This window comes from Nucisporomicrobium flavum (assembly GCF_016464385.1).
Taxonomy (GTDB): Bacteria; Actinomycetota; Actinomycetes; order Mycobacteriales; family Micromonosporaceae; genus Actinoplanes; species Actinoplanes flavus_A.
Genome location: NZ_JADMLH010000012.1, coordinates 26,682 through 46,790 on the forward strand (window position 1 = coordinate 26,682; position 20,109 = coordinate 46,790).

The window sequence follows — 20,109 nt, forward strand, 5'->3', positions numbered from 1 at the left end:
CCCCTTGGTCTCGTCGGTCCAGGAAAGTGCAGGTCAGGCGCTTGCTGCGGCGAGCCGCTCGCCTCGGAGCCGGTCGGCCCAGGTGTCGTCGAGAGGTGCAAGACTATCCGCGCCGATCGCCCAGCGCAGGAGCAGATCGGCTATATCTGGGTTGCGGGCGAGCGCCGGCCCGTGCGCGTACGTGCCGAGGATCTTCCCGTGCCACGCGCCTTCGGTGTGGCCGTCGTTGCCGATGCCGGCGGTGACCCGGGCGAGCGGTGCGACGCCCGGGCCGAGGTGGGTGCGGCCGCCGTGGTTCTCGAAGCCGGTCAACGGCGGGAGTCCCAGCCGCGGGTCGATGTCGCCGCGCACCTCGCCGACCGCGCGGGTCTCACCGCGGTCCGAGGAGATGTCGAGCAGGTCGAGCCCGGCGCACTGGGCTCCCTTGGCGTAGAACGAGCGACCGAAGAGTTGGTAACCGGCGCACACCGCGAGCACGGCCGCGCCCTGGGCGACCGCCCGGTGCAGGCCGCCGTCGGCGATCAGGCGCTGGGCGGCGAGCGCCTGCGGGCCGTCCTCGCCGCCGCCGATGAGGTAGATGTCGGCGGTCGAGGGCATCGCCTGGTCGGAGCGCACCTGGTAGGTCTCCACCGGGATGCCGCGCAGGGCGGCACGGCGGGCCAGGATCAGCATGTTGCCCCGGTCGCCGTACGTCGACAGCAGGTCCGGGTAGATCCAGACGATCCGGAGCACGCTCTCGGTCGACCTCTCAGTTGACACGGTCCAACTCCGCTCGGATGTCCTGGAACGCCGTGTAGTTGGCGATCACCTCGAGCCGTCCGGGCGGGGTGGCCCGGATCGCCTCGTCGAAGGTATGCACGTGCCGGAACGGCACTTCGTTCACTTCCAGCCGTACGGCGAGGTCGAAGGCCCGGTCGCCGGTGATCAGCACGGGGCGTCCGCGCAGCGGCGAGAAGTCGACGTCGTAGAGCCAGGAGGTGTCGAAGCCGTCGGGGTCCCGGGCGTTGATCGAGAGCAGCGTCGGCGCCTCCTCGGCCATGTCGAACGCCTCGAGCCAGCTCGCCGGGTTCTTGGCCAGCAGCAGCCGGATGGTGCGCCCGTCACGCTCGACCTGCGCGTAGCGGCCGGCCACGGAAGCCACGCTCGCCAGGCGGGGGACGGCCTCTATGGGGCGTACGCCGAATTCCGCGGCGACGGCCAGCGCGGTGGCCGCATTGCCCAGGTTCACGTGCCCGGGCAGTTGCAGTTTGACCAGGTGCCAGTCGCCCCGGGGGTCGACGACGCCGTCGTCCTCGACGGTCCACTGGGCCTGGGGGCGGCGCAGGGTGCAGCCGGTGCACCACCAGTCGCCCTGGGCCCGGTTGATGGGGGCCCCGCACTCGGGGCAGACCCACGAGTCGTCGGTCCACCGCTGCCCGGCGCTGAACCAGGTGACGTGGCCGGCGCCGACCGCCGACCAGACCACCATCGGGTCGTCGGCGTTGGCGACCACGTGCACGTCCGGGTGGGCGGCGAGGGCGGTGCGCCACAGCTGCGCCATCATCGCCACCTCCTTCGCCCGGTCGAGCTGGTCGCGGGAGAGGTTGAGCAGGGCCACGACGCGCGGGGTCGTCTCGTCGATCACGCGGGCCAGGTAGTGCTCGTCGACCTCGAGCACGGCGAACGGGGTCGCGCCCGCCTTCGCCAGGGCGGAGGTGTGCCCGGTGGGCATGTTGGCGCCGAAGGAGTTGGTGGCGACGGGGCCGAGCACGCCGAGCGCGGCGGCGGCGAACCGGGTCGTCGTCGTCTTGCCGTTGGTGCCCGAGACGAGGGCGATCGCCCGCCCGGAGGCGAGGTTGCGCAGCAGGTCAGGATCGATCTTCAGGCCGATCCAGCCGCCGATCACCGAGCCGTCGCCGCGACCCGCCGCGCGTGAGAGCGCAGCGGCCGTACGCGACACCGAAGTCGCGACCTTGGCCCGTAGGGGCATCTTCCCGTCCGTCACGGGACACGAGGGTACCGGAAACGGACACTACGTCGAGTGGTGCCGGGTGGGCTGTGGACAAAGCCCGGCCGTGGGGGAGCCGGTTCCGCCGAAAGGGGGAGCCCGGTCGGTCGTCCGGTGCCGAGTTTGCGCCGGTGGGGGCGTTTGGGGTGGCATTCGCCCGACCTGACCGACGTCCAGGACTCGCCCGGCCGCGGCTTTTTATGTGTTCTGATTCACCCGTAACCTTCGACGTTTCGTGATCGTCTGACCGCTTTCCGTATCGGCATTTGTCACGTGGCAGTCACAAAACGGACACGTTCCATCGTGCCAAATACGGAGAGTGACGGACCATGGGCTCACGGTCGGACGAAAAATCGGGTAGGCAGGGTGGGCCGGTGAGCGCCCGCTCGCCGCTCGCACCAGGCTGGCCACGCCGAGCCCTGCCCCGGCCTGCCAGGTGCGACCACACAGCACGTGAACAACCACAAAGGCATACGGGGGCAGGGACGGGGGACCCAATTCCGGTCCGCTGCGAGCCACCTCGGCCCGCACGACCTTGGGGTGAAGCCGCCACCTGGCGGCCGGGCACACCTTCCCGCCCGAACCCGACAGCTAACCTCGCAGGCGTGCCGGAGGGATATCTCTACCGTGCACGAACGCAGTTCGAGCCGTGGCCGCCGCACGTCCGTCGGCACCGGAACCGTCGCACTGTCCCTGGGTCTCTGCCTCTGCGCCGGCCAGCTGGTCGCGACGCCGGCAGCGTCCGCCGCTCCGGTCACCACGGCGGCAGCGGTCAAGTCCGTCAAGCCCAAGCAGACCGTCAAGTACAACAAGCGGACGGTCACGTGGGGCTCGGCGGTCAAGGTCACCGTGAAGCTCATCGACCCGAAGTACCCCAAAAAGGTCACCTACGGGTCGGTCCGCCTGCAGTCCAAGGTCAACGGCAAGTGGAAGACCTGGCAGACGAAGCGGCCGAAGGCCGGGACGGTCAGCTTCACCACCAAGCCGGGCACCTCGGCCTGGTACCGCACGTACTACACCGGCACCACGGGTCTGAAGCCGGCCGCGACCAAGGCCGTCAAGATCAAGGTCAAGGCCAGCGGTGCGAAGATCCTCGCCGAGGCCAAGAGGCACAAGGGCGCCCCGTACCGCTTCGGCGCGTCGGGCCCCAACCGCTTCGACTGCTCCGGCTACACGATGTACGTGTACCGCAAGGCCGCGGGCAAGAAGCTGCCGCACAAGGCCAACTCGCAGCAGCGGTACGGGTCGGCGGTCAGCAAGAGCAAGAAGAAGGCCGGCGACCTGCTCGTCTTCCGATCCGGCTCGTACGGCACCCACGTGGGCATCTACGCGGGTGGCGGCTACATGTGGGCCGCGCCGCACAGCGGTTCCTCGGTGAAGAAGCAGAAGGTCTACAGCAGCAACTACGTCGTCCGGCGGATGGTCTGACGCACGTCAGCGCACTGAGGTAGGCAAGCAGTACGACAGTTCAGTGGGGCGCGACCCGGTTCGGGTTGCGCCCCACTGTCATGTCCGCCGAGGGGAAGCGCACGCCCGCGCCGGGGAAGCGCACGCCCGCGCCGGGGAAGCGCACGCCCGCGCCGGGGAAGCGCACGCCCGCGCCGGGGAGAGCATGCCTGCGCCGGCGGAACTGGGGGTGTGATCTTCTGCCCGTTCTTCTTGACGGCACTGCCCGGATGCCCTCCACTTCTCGCCCCACGGTCCCTCCACTTCCCTCCCGGAACCCCTTCCGGCCGCGCGATAGGCCCGATTTGGGCGGAGTTTTCGGCCCGCCTGCGCCCCATGTCGGAAAGTGGACCTTGATCGGGGCGGCTGCGCCCTCCACTCCGGCCCACCGCCTCTGACGTGCGCATTCATCCGCGAATCCGGTTCGCGGACGGGCCGATTCCGGTTGCGGGTGGAGGGAAGTGGAGTAGAGTGGAGCGCAGTGGCAGGGCCGGAGCGGACCTGCCGGCCCGAGTGAACCGGCGGACCGCGAACCGCCACTGGGCAGGGGGGTTGGCCGATGTTCCTCGGCACGCACACCCCGCGCCTGGACGACAAGGGCCGGCTGATCCTTCCGGCGAAGTTCCGGGACGAGCTGGCGGGAGGTGTCGTGATCACCAAGGGGCAGGAACGTTGCCTGTACGTGTTCCCGATGCCGGAGTTCCAGCGCATCGCCGGGCAGCTTCGCGACCAGCCGGTCACCAACAAGGCCGCCCGGGCCTACAGCCGGGTGTTCTTCGCCAGTGCGCACGACGAGATCCCCGACAAGCAGGGCCGGGTCACCATCCCGGCGCACCTGCGTGAGTACGCGGCGCTCGACCGCGAACTCGTGGTGATCGGTGCGAGCACGCGGGTGGAGATCTGGGACAAGCAGTCCTGGGAGCAGTACCTCTCGGCGAGCGAGGACGAGTTCGCCGACATCGAGGAGGGGGTGCTGCCGGGCGGGCTGTAAGCGTCGCTGCATGCCGGCCGCCGTGGTGGTCCGGACGTCGCTGCCGCCGTACTGCGAGATCTCCAGCCGCTCCCGCTCCTGGCGCCTCTTCCCCGGTGCCAGGCGTGAGTCCGAATGCGGCGCGCCCGCTTGGCACCCGGGCACGAGCGGATGGGGATCTGGCGGTACGGAAGACGACCGGACGCCGATCGGGAACGAACGGCCGCGTAGCGCGCGGGAAAGAGCGGGGCGATGGGGGTCGACATGGGGGAGCTGCGCGGCACGCACGTGCCGGTGCTGCTCGAGCGCTGTCTCGAGCTGCTCGCCCCCGCGCTGGATCGCCGGGGGGCGGTCCACGTCGACTTCACGCTCGGGCTCGGCGGGCACGCCGAGGCGGTGCTGGAACGGCACCCCGACGCCGTCCTCGTCGGACTCGACCGCGACCCCGAGGCGCTCGCGCACTCGCGGCGGCGGCTCGAGCGGTTCGCCGGCCGCACGCACCTGGTGCACGCGGTGTACGACGAGCTGCCGGAGGTCCTCGCGGACCTGGGCTATCCCGTGTTCCACAGTGGGCTGTTCGACCTGGGCGTCTCGTCGCTGCAGCTGGACGAGGCGGACCGGGGCTTCGCGTACGCGAAGGACGCGCCGCTGGACATGCGGATGGACCAGTCCCGCGGGATCACCGCGGAGGAGGTCGTCAACGGGTACGAGCCCGGCGAGCTCGTCCGCATCCTGCGGCAGTACGGCGAGGAGAAGTTCGCTCAGCGCATCGTCTCGGCGATCGTCCGGGAGCGGGCGAAGGGGCGGATCGTCTCCTCGGCGCGGCTCGCCGACCTGGTCCGGGACGCGATCCCGGCCGCCGCGCGGCGAACGGGTGGAAATCCCGCGAAAAGAACGTTTCAGGCGCTACGTATTGAGGTAAATGCGGAGCTCGCCGCGCTCGAGTCCGCGGTACCGGCTGCTTTGGACTTGTTGGCCCCGAAAGGGCGCCTTGTGGTGATGTCGTATCAATCATTGGAGGACCGGATCGTCAAGCGCGCCCTGGCCGAGAGGGCGCGCAGCACCGGTCCGATCGATCTGCCGGTCGAGCTGCCCGGGACGGGACCGAGCCTGCGGCTGCTGACCCGCGGGTCGGAGCCGCCGACGGCGGCGGAGGTCGCGGAGAACCCGCGGGCGGCTTCGGTGAAGCTGCGCGCGGCGGAACGGATCGACGAGCAGGACCAGGCACGAGGGGCCGCCCGCGAACGGCCCCGGATGTCTGCCACGCACGGGGGACGAGGGCGGCGACGCCCGGGGGAACACCAGGAGGGGGAGGGGCATTGAGCGAGCGCATGTCGGCTGCGCCGCGGTCGGGGGGCCGGACCGCGGAGCAGTCGCAGAAGGGCCGGCGTACGCCGGTCGGCACGAAGGGGGCGGCGCGGGGGGCGCGCCAGTTCCCCGTCCAGGGCACCACCGCGCTGAAGCTCGACGCCGAGCAGCAGCGGGACACGGTCGCGACGCCGCGCCTGCGGGTCGCGCCGCCCGCACCGATCAACGCGCCGCGGGCGCCGTTCATCGCGCTGGTGGTGGCGGTGGTCGTGGCCGGTGTGCTGGGCATCCTGATGATCAACACGAAGACGGCAGAGAACTCGTTCCAGCTCGACTCGCTGCAGAAGCGGCAGTCCGATCTGGACGCGCGGCAGCAGGCGCTGGAGAACGAGATCGCCGCCAACAACATGCCCGGCAGCCTCGACGCGGCCGCGCGCCGGCTCGGGCTGGTACGGGCGGACTCGCCGGCGTACATCCGGCTCCCCGACGGCAAGGTCTTCGGCGTGCCGAAGCCGGGCAGCGGTGAGCCGGCGGTGACCGCGCAGGACCCGCAGGAGTCGGCCGCGGCTGTACAGCGGGCGAAGGCCACTCAGGGCGCGACCAACCAGGGCGCGACCACCCAGGATGCGACCACCCAGGACGTGACCGGGGCGGCGACCCAGCAGGGCTCGACGGCCGGCCAGACGGTGACCGGTCAGACGACGGGTCAGACGGGGACGGGCCGGACGGCCACGGGGACGGGCACGTCCCCGGTGACAGGGCAGTAGCGCGGTGCCACCGCGTTCGGACGAGACGCCGCGCCGGGGCCAGGAGCCCCCGCGCGGCGCGTCTGCACCCGACCAGGCTTCCGGCGCCGATGACGAACGCGGCCGGGGCTTCGGGGGGATCGGCGACGCGCGGGCGTACACGCCGCGGGGCCGTACGGTGCGCGAGGGCGACCAGCGCACCCGGTCGCCACGGAGCGGGCGTACGAGTGACCCGTTCCGCCCGTCGCTGCAGGTTCTCGACGGCGGCCGCCCGCCCCGGGAGCGACGCCGGGACGCCGAGGAGGAGCCGCCGCCGCGGCGCGCCCGGGACCGTGACGCGCAGGCCGAGCCGCGCGGGGCACGCGAGCGCCGGCGTGACGAGGACGCCCGGGAGAGCCGGGCGCGCAAGAGCCGCGAGCAGGCCGGGCGTGACGAGCCGCGCGGACGGGTGCAGGCCGGGCGTGGTGAGCCGACACGCGTGACCGCGGGTGCCGGGCGTACCCGGTCCACCGCGAACCCACGGCGCGGTGCTGCGCCGCGTACCGAAACCTCCGCGCGGCCCGGACGCGATCGTCGCGTCGCGGCAGCGCCCGGGCCACGACGCGACCCGGGCGGACGGTCCGGCGCCGCGCGGCCCGGCACCCGGCGTCCCGGGCCGGTCGTGCCCGCCGAGCCGCCGAAGCTGGCCAACAGCACCAGGCGGCTGCGGCTGGGCACCGTCCTCGCGCTGTCGCTGTTCGTGGCGATCGGGGTGCGCCTGGTTGTGCTGCAGGTCGGCGACCCACCGGCGGACGCGCAGAACGTGCTGGAGTGGCGGCAGACCCGGGTCGTGCTGCCCGCGCCGCGCGGCAGCATCCTCGACCGTTCGGGTGCCGTGCTGGCCCACAGCGTCGAGGCCCGTTACATCTACGCCGACCCCGAGATGGTCAAGGACCCGGTCGCCACCGCCGCGCGCCTGTCGCCGCTGCTCGGCATCCCGCAGTCCAAACTGGTCCAGCTGATGGCGAAGAAGAAGCGGCCCGGTGGCGGCGCCTCCCAGTTCGAGTACCTGGCCCGGGGCGTCGACATCGCGGTCGCCGACCGGATCAAGGGCCTGAACCTGCCCGGCATCGGCTCCGGCCGCGACGAGCGCCGGGACGTGCCGGGCGCCGACCTGGCGGCCAACCTGATCGGCTTCACCGGCGAGGACCACACCGGTCTGGAGGGCATCGAGGCGCGCTACGACGAGCTGCTGCGCGGCACCGACGGCGAGAAGGTCTACGAGGTGGGCCAGGGCGACCTCGCCAAGGAGATCCCCGGCGGCTACCACCGGGAGACCCCCGCCGCGCCCGGCTCGTCGATCGAGCTCACCATCGACCGGGACCTGCAGTACGAGGTGCAGCGCTACCTCACCCAGCAGATGAAGAAGGTGCAGGCCACGGTGGCCGGCGCGATCGTGCTGGACGCCCGTACCGGGGAGGTCCTGGCGCAGGCCAGCTACCCGACGTACAACGCGCAGAAGCCGTTCGACTTCAAGCCGACCGAGCGGGTGGACGCGGTCTCCAGCGTCATCTCCGACCCGGGCTCGACGCACAAGGCGTTCACGATCGGGGCGGCGCTGCAGGAAGGCGTCATCGGCAAGAACTCCGAGATCACCGTCGGCCGCGCGCTGATGCTGGGTGGCACGCCGTTCAAGGACGACCACCCCTTCGCCAACGGTACGAAGCTGAGCATCCCGCAGGTGCTGGCGTACTCGTCGAACGTCGGCACGATCCGGATCGGGCAGAAGCTCGGCAAGGACAAGCTGTACGAGTACCAGCAGAAGTTCGGGCTGGGCCGGCCCACGAACGAGGGCATGCCCGGCGAGGCGACCGGGCGGCTGCTGAGCCCGGACGAGTGGAGCGGCTCGGCGTGGGGTTCCGTGCCGATCGGCCACAGCGTCGACGCGACCCTGCTGCAGATGGCGGCCGGGTACGCGGCCATCGCCAACGACGGCGTCTACATCCAGCCGCACCTCATCCGGTCCACGATCTCCGGCCGGGACGGCATGGTGACCACGCCCGCCCCGCCGGAGACGCACGAGGTGCTCAGCCCGCAGACGGCCCGCGACCTGCGCGAGATGATGGAGGCCGTGGTCGACGCGAAGGGCGCCACCGGCACCCGCGCGAAGGTCGAGGGCTACCGCGTCTCCGGCAAGACCGGCACCGGCAAGATGCTCGTCGACGGCCAGTACACCAGCCACAACGCGGGCTCCTTCATCGGCATGGCGCCGGCCGAGGACCCGCGGTTCGTCGTCGGGGTCTTCGCCGACGTGCCCGACGGCACCGGCGGTGTCGTGGCCGCGCCGGCGTTCAGCAAGATGATGGGCTCGGCTCTGCTCCACTACCGTGTGCCGCCGTCCGGTACCCCGCCGCCGACGTTCGAGTGGAAGGACTGACGCCGCCGGATGGCGTTCGCAGCACGGGCCGGGTCACCGGGTAGGGTCTGACGCCGTGTCCGGCATTCCTCGTCCCCAGACCGTCCGGCCGTACCGGCTGGCCGACCTCGCGCCGCTCGTCGGCGCGCCGGCCCCCGGCACGGACGGCGAGGTCACGGGGGTGACCCACGCCAGCGGCGAGGTCCACCCCGGAGACCTGTACGCCGCGCTGCCGGGTGCCCGCCGGCACGGCGCCGAGTTCGTGGCAGCCGCCGTGGAGGCCGGTGCCGCCGCCGTGCTGACCGACCCGGCCGGCAGGGCCGCCGCGGAGGCCGCGGGGCTGCCGGTGCTCGTCGTCCCGGATCCGCGCGCGGTGCTCGGCGTGGCCGCCTCGGCGATCTACGGCGACCCCACGGCGTCGCTGACCGTCATCGGGCTCACCGGCACCGCGGGCAAGACCTCGACGGCGTACCTCGTGGAGTCGGGGCTGCGGGCGGCGGGGCTGACCACCGGGCTGATCGGCACGGTCGAGACCCGGCTGGGCGACCTGGTGGTGGACAGCGTGCGGACGACGCCGGAGGCCACCGACCTGCACGCCATCCTCGCCGCGGCCGTCGAGCGCGGGGTGCGGGCCGTGGTGATGGAGGTGTCCAGCCACGCCCTGGCCATGGGCCGCGTCGGCGGCGTGCGGTTCACGGTCGGCGGCTACACCAACTTCGGTCTGGACCACCTCGACTTCCACGCCGACGCCGACGACTACTTCGCGGCCAAGGCGAAGCTCTTCGACGGCCGCTGCCGCTTCGAGGTGCTCAACGCCGACGACCCGGCGCTCAAGCCGCTGTACAAGCCGGACACCATCGACTACTCCGCGGCAGGTGACACCGCGGCCGCCTGGTCGGCCGCCGACGTCGCCGGGGACGCCTTCGGGCAGCGGTTCACCGCTCGCGGGCCGGCCGGTGACGTCCGCGCCGGGGTGGCGCTGCCCGGCCGGCACAACGTGGCGAACGCGCTGCTCGCCCTCGCCGCGCTGACCGCCGCGGGCATCGACCCGCAGGTGGCCGCGGACGGCATCGCCGCGTGCCCGGGGGTGCCGGGCCGCCTGGAGCGGGTGGAGTCGCCGGGCGACGTGCTCGGCGTCGTCGACTACGCGCACAAGCCGGACGCGATCGTGGCCGCCCTGACGGCGCTGCGTGAGTTGGCCACCGCCCGCGGGGGCCGGCTGGTCTGCGTGATCGGCGCCGGGGGCGACCGGGACAGGGGCAAGCGGCCGCTGATGGGCGCCGCCGCGGCTCGCGGGGCCGACCTGGTGGTGGTCACCGACGACAACCCGCGTACCGAGGACCCCGCTGCTGTGCGTGCCGCGGTGCGGCAGGGCGCGGAGCAGGCCGGTGCGCCGGCGAAGATCATCGAGGTGGCGGGCCGCCGGGCCGCCATCGACGAGGCGGTACGGCTGGCCGGCGCCGGCGACGTCGTGGCCGTCCTCGGCAAGGGACACGAACGGGGCCAGGAGGTGAACGGCGAGGTGCTGCCGTTCGACGACCGGATCGAGCTCGCCGCCGCGCTGGCCGTACGCCCGGGCGGTGCCGCTTGATCCGCATGACGCTCGACGAGATCGCCGCGGTCACCGGAGGGCGCCTCGTCAACGCCGGACCCGACGCGACCGTCACCGGCCCGGTGGAGTACGACTCCCGCGCGCTGCTGCCCGGCGGCCTCTTCGTCGCCTTCGCGGGCGAGAAGGTGGACGGACACGACTACGCCGCCAAGGCTGTCGCGGCCGGTGCGGCAGGGGTGCTCGGCAGCCGCGACACCGGCCGGCCCGGCGTGGTCGTCGACGACCCGCTCGCCGCGCTGGCCAAGCTCGCCCACGTCGTGGTGGGGCGGCTGCCGGAGCTGACCGTCGTGGGGCTCACCGGCTCGTCCGGCAAGACCACGACCAAGGACTACATCGGGCAGGTGCTCGCCCGGCTCGGCTCGACGGTGGCGCCCGCGGGGTCGCTCAACAACGAGCTCGGGTTCCCGTACACGGTGCTGAAGGCGACGCCGGAGACGCGGTTCCTGGTGCTCGAGATGGGCGCCCGGGGCATCGGGCACATCGCGTACCTGGCGGGCATCGCAGCCCCGCGGATCGGCGTGGTGCTCAACGTCGGCGCCGCGCACATCGGCGAGTTCGGCTCGGTCGAGGGCACCGCGCAGGCGAAGGGCGAGCTGGTCGAGAGCCTGCCGGCCGACGGGCTCGCCGTGCTCAACGCCGACGACGAGCTGGTCTCCGCGATGGCTTCCCGGACGAAGGCCCGCGTCGTGTTCACCGGTGAGTCCGAGCGGGCGGACGTGCGCGCCACGGACGTCCGGCTCGACGAGCGGGGGCGGGCGGCGTACACGCTGGTGGCCCCGGACGGCGGCAGTGCGCCCGTGCGGCTCGCCGTCACCGGCCGGCACCAGGTCGCCAACACCCTGGCCGCCGCCGCCGTCGCGCTCGAGGCGGGGATGCCGGTCGAGGCGGTGGCCGACGCGCTCGGCGAGGTGGGCATCGTCTCCAGCCGCCGCATGGACGTCTTCGACCGCCCCGACGGGGTCACGGTCATCGACGACTCGTACAACGCCAACCCGTCGTCGACGGCGGCCGCCCTGCGCGCGCTCGCCGCGATGGGGGAGGGCCGGCGCACCGTCGCCGTGCTGGGCTACATGGCCGAGCTCGGCGAGTACGAGCAGTCCGGCCACCGCGACGTCGGCCGGCTCGCGGCCGAGCTGGGCGTGGACCGGCTCGTCGCGGTCGCCGAGGCCGCGCCGGTGCTGGACGGGGCTGCGGGCGTACAGGATTGGAAGGGCGAGCCGATCGCCGCCGCGGACCAGGCGGCCGCCATCGCCGCCGTGCTGGGCGATCTGCGCCCGGGCGACGTCGTGCTCGTCAAGGGTTCGCGCTACCGCACGTGGGAGGTGGCCGACGCGCTGCGCGCGGGAGCCGCCGAGGAGGTTGGCCCGTGAGGGCAGTCATCGTCGCGGCCGCGGTCGCGTTCATCATCTCGCTGTTCGGCACCCCGGTCGCCATCCGCGTGTTCACCGCCCTGAAGGCCGGCCAGCCGATCCGCGCGGTCGGACCGGCCAGCCACCAGGGCAAGAAGGGCACGCCCACGATGGGCGGCGTGGCGTTCATCGTCGCGACGGTGCTGGCGTACGTGGCCGGGCACGTCGCGCTGACCACGCTGCCGTCGCAGCAGATCGCCCAGGTCCAGCCGACGATGACCGCGCTGGTGCTGCTGGGCCTGTTCGTCTTCTGCGGCGCGGTCGGCTTCCTCGACGACTTCCTCAAGGTGCGCAAGCGGCACTCCGGCGGCCTGAGCGCCAAGGGCAAGCTGCTCGGCCAGTTGCTGGTCGGCGGCGGCCTGGGCGTGGCGGCGCTGTACGTGCCCAGCACCAACGGGCAGACCGTGGCGAGCGAGCACATCTCGTTCATCCGCGACATCAGCCTGCTCGACGTCGGCAAGGTCGGCTCGGTCATCGTGTTCGTCTTCGTCATCATGTCGATGTCGAACGGCGTGAACCTCACCGACGGCCTCGACGGGCTGGCGACCGGCGCCTCGATCCTGGTGCTGGGGACGTACGCGCTGATCGGTTTCTGGCAGTACCGGCACTGGTGCGGTGACATCAACTACACCGGCGACTACTGCTACGAGGTCCGGGACCCGTTGGAGATCGCGCTGATCGCCGCGGCCGCGGCCGGCGCCTGTGTGGGCTTCCTGTGGTGGAATACCTCGCCGGCGCGGATCTTCATGGGCGACACCGGCGCGCTGGGGCTGGGCGGGCTCATCGGCGGCCTCGCCATGGCGACCCGCACCACGCTGCTGTCGATCATCATCGGCGGGCTCTTCGTCATCATCACGATGTCCGTGGTGATCCAGATCATCTCGTTCAAGACCACCGGTAAACGGGTCTTCCGGATGTCGCCGCTGCAGCACCACTTCGAGCTGGCGGGCTGGAGCGAGGTCAACATCGTGGTGCGGTTCTGGATCGTCGCCGGCATCTGCGTGGCGATCGGCCTGGGGCTGTTCTACAGCGACTTCCTCCGGGTCATGGGATAGATCTCCCGCGACACGCCACGGGAGCAACCGGGGCCTGGCGTGTCGCGCCACCATGATGGTGGTCATGGTGGAGGAGAAGCCTGAGTCCCGGACCACGGTGACGGTGTCACCGGCCGCCACCGTGCAACCCGCGCCGCCGCCCGTACGCCCGAAGACGCTCAGCCAGCAGCTGCTGCCCGCGGTGCACGGCATGCTGGCCCGGCCGCTGTCCTCGTACTACCTGCTGATCGCCAGCTCCGGCCTGCTGCTGCTGATCGGGCTGACCATGGTGTTCTCCGCGACCAGCGTCAAGGCGTACGAGGAATCCGGCAACGCCTTCACCGCCGTGAGCAACCAGCTGGTCTTCGCGGTGATCGGCATGATCGGGTTCTGGGTGTGCCAGCGCCTGCCCGCCGCCACCCTGCGTTTCTTCGGCGTCTGGATCCTCGGCGTCGCCGTGGTGCTGCTCTGCGTGCTCGACCTGCTGATGGCCATGGGCGCGGTCGGCATCCTCACCCCGTCGAGTACCGGCGCGGTCAGCCTCGGCCCGGTCACCGCCGACCTGCTCTGGCTGTACATCGGCCCCATCGGCCTGCAGCCGTCCGAGTTCGTCAAGTTCGGCGTGGTGATCTGGGGCGCCGACATCATCGCGCGCAAGGGCGCCGACCTGGGCTACTGGCGCGAGCTGTCGATGCCGCTGTTCCCGATCGTCGGCGTGCTCTTCGTGCTGGTCGGCTACAACGACCTCGGCACGATGCTGGTGCTGCTGGCGCTGATCATCGGCCTGCTGTGGGCGGCCGGCGTCCGGACCCGGGTGTTCGCCGCCCTCGGCGTGCTCGGCCTCGCCGGCGTCGGGCTGCTCATCGCCGCCGCCTCGCGCGGCGCGGGCTCCGGCTCGACCGACGCCCCGAACTACCGGCTGCTGCGCATCACCATGTGGCTGGACATGCCGGAGAACTGCAACCTCGGGTACTGCTACCAGATCCTGCAGGCCAAGTCGGCGATCTACGAGGGCGGCTGGTTCGGGGTGGGCCTCGGCAAGGGCGCGCTCAAATGGAACTGGCTGCCCGCCGCCGACAACGACTTCATCTACGCCGTCGTCGCCGAGGAACTGGGCGTGGTCGGCTGCATGGTCATCGCGATCCTGTTCGCCGTGCTCGCGTACACCGGGTTCCGGATCGCGCGCCGCGTCGACGACCCGTTCCGGCGGCTCGCCGCGACGGGCATCACCACCTGGCTCGTCGCCCAGGCCGTGATCAACATGGGCGGCGTGATCGGCCTGCTGCCGCTGACCGGCGTGCCGCTGCCGCTCATCTCCGCAGGTGGCAGCGCCCTCGTCGTGACGATGGCCGGGGTGGGCATCCTGGCCTCGTTCGCCCGCGCGGAGCCCGACGCGGCGCGGGCCCTGCACGCCCGTCCGCCCGCCCGATGGGTACGGCTACTCTGGGCCCCGCTGCCGCCGCTCCCCCCGCCGCGGCGGCCGGGTCCGTCGCGCCCGCCCGTCCAGAAATCCGGCCGGGCACCCGAGAGCAAGGGGGGTGTGAGGAGAGGGTGATGGGTTCGCTCCGGTCGGTGGTGCTCGCCGGAGGAGGTACCGGCGGTCACATCTACCCGCTGCTGGCCTTCGCCGACGCGCTGCGCCGCCACTTCCCCGAGGTGCGGATCACCACCCTCGGCAGCCCGAAGGGGATGGAGAACGACCTCATCCCGCCCGCCGGCTACGACCTGCGCGTCATCCCGGCGTTCCAGCTGCCGCGCTCGATCAACCTCAACCTGCTGCGTACCCCGGACCGGATGTACAAGTCCGCGCACGCCGCCGGCAAGATCCTCGACGAGGTGCAGGCCGACGTGGTGGTCGGCTTCGGCGGGTACGTGTCGGTGCCGGCGTACCTGGCGGCCTGGCGGCGCGAGCTGCCGATCGTCATCCACGAGGTCAACGTGCCGCCGGGCGTCGCCAACCGGATGGGCATGAAGTTCACCAAGAACATCGCGGTGGGGTTCCCGAGCCAGCCGAAGGCCGCCGAGTCGCTGCGCGACGCCCGGGTGGTCGGGGTGCCGCTGCGCACGGCGATCGCCCGGATGGACCGCGCGGCGCTGCGCCCGCAGGCCCTCCAGCACTTCGGCCTGCGCCCCGACCTGCCGGTGCTGTTCGTCTCCGGCGGCTCCTCCGGCGCGCGCACCATCAACCTGGCGGTCGCCGCGGCGGCCAAGAAGATCGCCCACGCCGGCATCCAGGTGCTGCACGTGCAGGGCGGGCGCAACGACCCGTTCGAGGTGCCCAGCGACCTGCCGGTGCCGTACGTGGTGGTGCCGTACCTGTCGGACATGCAGCTCGGCTACGCGGCCGCCGACCTCATGCTGTGCCGCGGCGGCGCGATCACGGTCGCCGAGACCACCGCGATCGGCATGCCGGCCATCTACGTGCCGTACCCGCACAGCAACCAGGAGCAGAAGCGCAACGCCCTGCCCGTGGTGGAGTCGGGTGGCGGCCTGCTCGTGGACAACGCCGAGCTCACCCCGGAGTGGATCGAGCGTACGGTGATCCCGCTCGCCCGCGACCCGCAGCGGCTCGCCGCGATGGGGCAGGCGGCGGGCGCGTACGGCCGGCGCGACGGCGACGAGGCGCTGCTCGACTTCGTGTGCGAGGCGGTCGGCCGGCGATGAACGTACCTGGTAGTAGGGCTGGTAGTAGGGAGAGCGCGGAGTGAACACGGCGGAGCTGAAGCCGGCCGGCGGGTTGACCGCCGAGGACCTGGGCACCGTCCACCTCATCGGCATCGGTGGTGTCGGCATGGGTGGCCTGGCCCGGCTGCTGCTCACCCGGGGCGTACCCGTCTCCGGCAGCGAGCTGCGCGAATGGCCGGCGCTCGCGGCCCTGCGCGCGCTGGGTGGCACGGTCCACATGGCGCACGAGGCGGCCAACCTGGACGGCGTCGACACCGTCGTCTACTCGACCGCGATCCCGCAGGACCACGTCGAGATCGCCGAGGCGCGCCGGCGCGGGCTGCGGGTGCTGCACCGCTCCGAGGCGCTGGCCGCGGCGATGACCGGGCGCCGCACGATCGCGGTGGCCGGCACCCACGGCAAGACCACCACCACGTCGATCATGACGGTGATCCTGCAGCACGCCGGCGAGGACCCGTCGTTCGTCATCGGCGGCGAGATCTCCGCGGCCGGCTCCAACGGCCACCACGGCTCCGGCTCGTACTTCGTGGCCGAGGCCGACGAGAGTGACAAGTCGTTCCTGGTGTACCGCCCGCACGTCGCGATCGTCACCAACATCGAGGGCGACCACCTCAACAACTGGGGCGACCTCGACGGGCTCAAGGCTGGCTTCCTCGACTTCGCCCGGCTCACCGACGACGACGGGTTCGTGGTGACCTGCGCCGACGACGACGGCGTGCAGGGACTCATCGCGGCGCTGCGCGCCGAGGGCAGGACCGTCTACACGTACGGCGAGAGCGAGGCGGCCGATCTGCGGATCACCGACGTGGTCTCGTCCGTGCAGGGCGTGCGCTACCAGGCGACGCTCGACGGCAAGCCGCTGGGCGAGATCACGCTCGCGCTGCCCGGGCGACACATGGGGCTCAACAGCGCCGCCGCCGTGCTGACCGCGCTGCGGCTGGGCCTGCCGCTCGACAAGATCACCGAGGCGCTCGGCTCGTTCCCGGGCGTACGCCGCCGGTTCGAGCGCAAGGGCACGGTCGCCGGGGTGCGTGTGTACGACGAGTACGCGTACCACCCGACCTCGGTCAAGGCGGCGCTGCGGACCCTGCGCGAGGTGGCCGGCGACGGGCGGCTCGTGGTGGTGTTCCAGCCGTACCGCGTCTACCGCACCCGCGACCTGCAGGCCGAGCTGGCCGAGGGGCTGGCGATCGCCGACGAGGTGATCGTCATGGAGGTGTTCGGACCGGGGGAGACCCGCGGTCCCGGCGAGGGCGGCGCCGCGCTCACCGCGGCGATCGACCTGCCGGCGGAGCGCAAGGTCTTCCTGCCGTCGTGGGAGGACGTGCCGGCCGAGGTGGTCAAGCGCAGCCGCCCGGGCGACGTGGTGGTCACCATGGGCGCGCCGCCGATCTCGCTGATGGGCGACGAGCTGCTGGCCGCGCTGGCGGACAGCTGACGAACAGCGGCCGGGGGGCGCGATGAGCGACGGGGGCAGGCGCAACTGGCGGCTGGTACGGGCGGACACCGACGCCGTGCCGCCGTCGGTCCGCCGGTTCATGGCCCGCGCCCGGCAGCGCCGGTTGCGGGCGGCCATGCCGTGGGCGGTCACGCTGGGCGTGCTGCTGGTGGCGGGCGGGCTCGTCTGGCTGGTGTACGGGACGTCGGTGCTGGGCGTACGCCAGGTGCAGGTGGTGGGCATCGACTCGCTCACCGTCGAACAGGTGGAGCAGGCCGCGGCCGTACCCATGGCCGAGCCGCTGGCCCGGGTGGACCTGGACGGGATCCGGGACCGGGTGCAGGCGCTGCCGGCCGTCGAGCGGGCCGTCGTGTCGCGCGGGTGGCCCTCCACGGTCGAGGTGCAGGTCGTGGAGCGTACGGCCGTGGCCGCCGTACCCGTGGGTGAGGGGTTCTCGCTCCTCGACGCCGAAGGCGTGGCGTTCCGCTCGGTGGCACGGCGGCCGCCGGGCCTGCCCGTCGCGAAGCTTGCCGCCCCCGGGCCGGCCGACATCAACACCCGGTCGGCGCTGGTGGTCCTCTCGTCGCTCACCGCCGAGCTGCGCGAGCAGCTCGTCTCGATCTCCGTGCCCGCCCCGGCGCAGGTCAGCCTGGGGTTGCGCAGGAACAGGACGATCGTGTGGGGCGACGACACGGACAGCGAGAAGAAGGCTCAGGTGGCGACCGCGCTGCTGGCCCGCAAGGGCGACACGATCGACGTGAGTGCGCCGACGGTGGTCACCATCCGCTGAGGCGCCCCGCCGCTAACCGGACAAGAGGCGCCAAACGTCTCATTACGTCGAAGGTTACGGCTGAGTCGGATAGTGGGCTCGTAAGCGGACGCCGACACGCCGCGTTGGTCCTTGGATCGGGCGACACGTCCGCTTACGTTGCCCCGAGAGGCTCAGTGGTTGACATAACCCTAAGCCTCTAGTAGAGGGTGAGGGTTTCCTCGCCCTCCCTTGTACGGAGCGGACGTCGATGGCGGTTCTCTGGCCGGACCGCTGGGGCCTCGACGTCCGCCAACCCTGGAAGGGAAGGCTGAGCCCGATGACACCTCCGCACAACTATCTGGCGGTCATCAAGGTCGTCGGCATCGGTGGCGGCGGCGTGAACGCCGTGAACCGCATGATCGAGGTAGGGCTCAAGGGAGTCGAGTTCATCGCGATCAACACCGATGCCCAGGCGTTGCTGATGTCCGACGCCGACGTCAAGCTCGACGTCGGCCGGGAACTCACCCGCGGCCTCGGCGCCGGCGCGCAGCCCGAGGTCGGCAAGAACGCCGCCGAGGACCACCGCGACGAGATCGAGGAGGTCCTCAAGGGCGCCGACATGGTCTTCGTCACCTGCGGTGAGGGCGGCGGCACCGGTACGGGCGGCGCCCCCGTGGTCGCGAACATCGCCCGCAAGCTCGGCGCGCTGACCATCGGCGTGGTCACCCGGCCGTTCTCGTTCGAGGGCAAGCGCCGCCAGGTGCAGGCCGAGTCCGGCATCGACGAGCTGCGCAACCAGTGCGACACCCTGATCGTCATCCCGAACGACCGGCTGCTCGCCCTCGGCGACCGCGGCATCAGCATGATGGACGCGTTCCGCCAGGCCGACCAGGTGCTGCTCTCCGGCGTGCAGGGCATCACCGACCTGATCACCACGCCGGGCCTGATCAACCTCGACTTCGCCGACGTCAAGAGCGTCATGAGCGGCGCGGGCAGCGCGCTCATGGGCATCGGCAGCGCCCGCGGCGACAACCGCGCGGTCGAGGCCGCCGAGAAGGCGATCTCCAGCCCGCTGCTGGAGCAGAGCATGGACGGCGCCCGCGGCGTGCTGCTCTCTATCGCCGGCGGCTCGGACCTCGGCCTTTTCGAGATCAACGACGCGGCCCAGCTGGTCACCGACGCGGCGCACCCGGACGCCAACATCATCTTCGGCGCCGTCATCGACGACGCGCTCGGCGACGAGGTCCGGGTCACGGTCATCGCCGCCGGTTTCGACGGGGGTACGCCCTCGTACAAGCCGGTGGAGACGGCCCGCAAGGTGGTCCAGCAGCCGGTGGCGCCGCCCGCGGTCACGCCCAGCGTGCCCGCGCCGGTGAGCCCCGCGGCCACGACGCCGCCCGCCGCGGCCACCCCGCCGCCGCGCCGGGTGCTCTTCGACGACGTCGACGTGCCGGACTTCCTCAAGAACGGTTCCTGACGCTTGGCGGACCAGGCGCGCCGCGCCCGGCTGGCGGCCTCGCTCGACGAGGTCCGCGAGCGGATCGCGCGCGCCTGTGCCGCCGCCGGCCGCGACCCGGGCGAGGTGGCCCTTGTCGCGGTGACGAAGACGTACCCGGCGAGCGACGTGGTGCTGCTCGCCGGCCTCGGCGTCACGGACGTCGGGGAGAACAAGGATCAGGAGGCAGCCGCCAAGGCCGCCGCGGTTGCCGAGGCGGGGGTCTCGGTGCGGTGGCACTTCGTGGGGCAGTTGCAGCGCAACAAGGCCAGGTCCGTGGCGCGATACGCGGACATGGTGGAGTCGGTGGACTCGCTGCGGCTGGCGTCGGCTCTCGACGCCGCCGCGCAGAAGCACCGGGAGACGCCGCTGGACGTGCTCATCCAGGTCAGCATCGACGGGGATCCCGCGCGGGGCGGCGCGGTGGACTCGGCCGAGGATGCCGATCGGGACCTCTGGCGGCTCGCGGACACCGTCGCCGCGGCCGGCGGGCTGCGACTGCGCGGGCTCATGGCGGTCGCGCCGAAGGAGTGGGACCCCGATCGCGCGTTCGAGCTCCTGGCCGGTCTGGCCGCGCGGCTGCGGGATTCGCATCCCGGCGCGACAGTGCTGTCGGCGGGCATGAGCGGGGACCTCGAGCAGGCCGTCCGGCACGGGGCGACACACGTACGGATCGGCACTTCTTTGCTCGGGATGCGAAACCCGCTGCGGTAGCCTTGCGGCGGGCAGCAAACTACATACGTGTTGTTTATACGCGACGTGCTCGGGCCGCCGCGTCCGACGACGCAGCATCGTGACGGGCGCCGGGGTCAGCTAGGTTTCAAGATCACGGA

Annotated in this window: 15 protein-coding genes, 1 pseudogene and 1 riboswitch; of the genes and pseudogenes, 14 read left to right on the forward strand and 2 right to left on the reverse strand. The window is 72.2% G+C overall.

The features are described from left to right. Window positions 1-33: 33 nt before the first annotated feature. Window positions 34-759: a type 1 glutamine amidotransferase gene (locus tag IT780_RS26220; protein WP_199514342.1), complete on the reverse strand. Its 726-nt coding sequence runs from the start codon at window positions 757-759 to the stop codon at window positions 34-36. Then, on the reverse strand, window positions 749-1,969 hold the full coding sequence (locus IT780_RS26225; RefSeq protein WP_199514622.1) for a Mur ligase family protein: 1,221 nt from the start codon (window positions 1,967-1,969) through the stop codon (window positions 749-751). Before IT780_RS26225 ends, IT780_RS26220 begins: the two co-directional genes overlap by 11 nt. A 470-nt stretch (window positions 1,970-2,439) precedes the next feature. Then, a riboswitch (cyclic di-AMP (ydaO/yuaA leader) is annotated at window positions 2,440-2,608 on the forward strand. Between the two features lie 6 nt (window positions 2,609-2,614). Between IT780_RS26225 and IT780_RS26230 the strand changes: the two genes are divergently transcribed. The 14 genes and pseudogenes from IT780_RS26230 (at window position 2,615) to IT780_RS26295 (ending at window position 19,990) form a co-directional block, all read left to right on the forward strand. Continuing rightward, window positions 2,615-3,415 (forward strand): C40 family peptidase, encoded by an 801-nt coding sequence (locus IT780_RS26230; RefSeq protein WP_199514343.1) that lies wholly within the window; start codon window positions 2,615-2,617, stop codon window positions 3,413-3,415. Window positions 3,416-3,992: 577 nt separating this feature from the next. Then, a complete protein-coding gene (gene mraZ / locus IT780_RS26235; protein WP_199514344.1) occupies window positions 3,993-4,424 on the forward strand; it encodes a division/cell wall cluster transcriptional repressor MraZ in 432 nt (143 codons plus the stop codon). A 231-nt stretch (window positions 4,425-4,655) separates the two neighbouring features. Next, window positions 4,656-5,726 carry a 16S rRNA (cytosine(1402)-N(4))-methyltransferase RsmH gene (gene rsmH / locus IT780_RS26240; RefSeq protein ID WP_199514345.1) on the forward strand — a complete coding sequence of 357 codons (1,071 nt, stop codon included), beginning with the start codon at window positions 4,656-4,658 and terminating at the stop codon, window positions 5,724-5,726. Between the two features lie 8 nt (window positions 5,727-5,734). Continuing rightward, window positions 5,735-6,238, forward strand: a pseudogene (gene ftsL, locus IT780_RS26245) (cell division protein FtsL); the annotation flags it as partial. Window positions 6,239-6,482: 244 nt separating this feature from the next. Then, the gene (locus tag IT780_RS26250; RefSeq protein ID WP_199514346.1) at window positions 6,483-8,873 is read left to right on the forward strand and encodes a penicillin-binding transpeptidase domain-containing protein; all 2,391 of its coding nucleotides are present in this window, start codon (window positions 6,483-6,485) and stop codon (window positions 8,871-8,873) included. A gap of 55 nt (window positions 8,874-8,928) precedes the next feature. Next, window positions 8,929-10,443, forward strand: coding sequence for a UDP-N-acetylmuramoyl-L-alanyl-D-glutamate--2,6-diaminopimelate ligase (locus IT780_RS26255; RefSeq protein WP_199514347.1), 1,515 nt, complete (start codon window positions 8,929-8,931; stop codon window positions 10,441-10,443). After that, on the forward strand, window positions 10,440-11,834 hold the full coding sequence (locus IT780_RS26260) for a UDP-N-acetylmuramoyl-tripeptide--D-alanyl-D-alanine ligase (protein ID WP_199514349.1): 1,395 nt from the start codon (window positions 10,440-10,442) through the stop codon (window positions 11,832-11,834). The genes IT780_RS26255 and IT780_RS26260 overlap by 4 nt, the downstream gene beginning before the upstream one ends. Then, window positions 11,831-12,928, forward strand: coding sequence for a phospho-N-acetylmuramoyl-pentapeptide-transferase (gene mraY, locus IT780_RS26265; RefSeq protein WP_199514351.1), 1,098 nt, complete (start codon window positions 11,831-11,833; stop codon window positions 12,926-12,928). The genes IT780_RS26260 and mraY overlap by 4 nt, the downstream gene beginning before the upstream one ends. A gap of 190 nt (window positions 12,929-13,118) precedes the next feature. After that, complete coding sequence (locus IT780_RS26270; protein ID WP_233413562.1) at window positions 13,119-14,462, forward strand: FtsW/RodA/SpoVE family cell cycle protein; 1,344 nt, start codon at window positions 13,119-13,121, stop codon at window positions 14,460-14,462. Continuing rightward, window positions 14,462-15,571, forward strand: coding sequence for an undecaprenyldiphospho-muramoylpentapeptide beta-N-acetylglucosaminyltransferase (gene murG, locus IT780_RS26275; RefSeq protein ID WP_199514355.1), 1,110 nt, complete (start codon window positions 14,462-14,464; stop codon window positions 15,569-15,571). Before IT780_RS26270 ends, murG begins: the two co-directional genes overlap by 1 nt. A 40-nt stretch (window positions 15,572-15,611) precedes the next feature. Further along, window positions 15,612-17,030 (forward strand): UDP-N-acetylmuramate--L-alanine ligase, encoded by a 1,419-nt coding sequence (gene murC / locus IT780_RS26280; RefSeq protein ID WP_199514357.1) that lies wholly within the window; start codon window positions 15,612-15,614, stop codon window positions 17,028-17,030. A gap of 22 nt (window positions 17,031-17,052) precedes the next feature. After that, window positions 17,053-17,820 carry a cell division protein FtsQ/DivIB gene (locus IT780_RS26285; RefSeq protein WP_199514359.1) on the forward strand — a complete coding sequence of 256 codons (768 nt, stop codon included), beginning with the start codon at window positions 17,053-17,055 and terminating at the stop codon, window positions 17,818-17,820. A 298-nt stretch (window positions 17,821-18,118) separates the two neighbouring features. Beyond that, window positions 18,119-19,258 carry a cell division protein FtsZ gene (gene ftsZ, locus IT780_RS26290; RefSeq protein WP_199514361.1) on the forward strand — a complete coding sequence of 380 codons (1,140 nt, stop codon included), beginning with the start codon at window positions 18,119-18,121 and terminating at the stop codon, window positions 19,256-19,258. Between the two features lie 3 nt (window positions 19,259-19,261). After that, window positions 19,262-19,990, forward strand: coding sequence for a YggS family pyridoxal phosphate-dependent enzyme (locus IT780_RS26295; RefSeq protein WP_199514363.1), 729 nt, complete (start codon window positions 19,262-19,264; stop codon window positions 19,988-19,990). Window positions 19,991-20,109: the final 119 nt, after the last annotated feature.

Excerpts from the sequence above, each read along its gene's own strand:
- IT780_RS26225 (WP_199514622.1), bottom strand. The coding sequence starts at position 1,969 with ATGCCCCTACGGGCCAAGGTCGCGACTTCGGTGTCGCGTACGGCCGCT.
- mraZ (WP_199514344.1), top strand. The coding sequence starts at position 3,993 with ATGTTCCTCGGCACGCACACCCCGCGCCTGGACGACAAGGGCCGGCTG.
- rsmH (WP_199514345.1), top strand. The coding sequence starts at position 4,656 with ATGGGGGTCGACATGGGGGAGCTGCGCGGCACGCACGTGCCGGTGCTG.
- IT780_RS26270 (WP_233413562.1), top strand. The coding sequence starts at position 13,119 with ATGCTGGCCCGGCCGCTGTCCTCGTACTACCTGCTGATCGCCAGCTCC.
- murG (WP_199514355.1), top strand. The coding sequence starts at position 14,462 with ATGGGTTCGCTCCGGTCGGTGGTGCTCGCCGGAGGAGGTACCGGCGGT.
- IT780_RS26285 (WP_199514359.1), top strand. The coding sequence starts at position 17,053 with ATGAGCGACGGGGGCAGGCGCAACTGGCGGCTGGTACGGGCGGACACC.
- ftsZ (WP_199514361.1), top strand. The coding sequence starts at position 18,119 with ATGACACCTCCGCACAACTATCTGGCGGTCATCAAGGTCGTCGGCATC.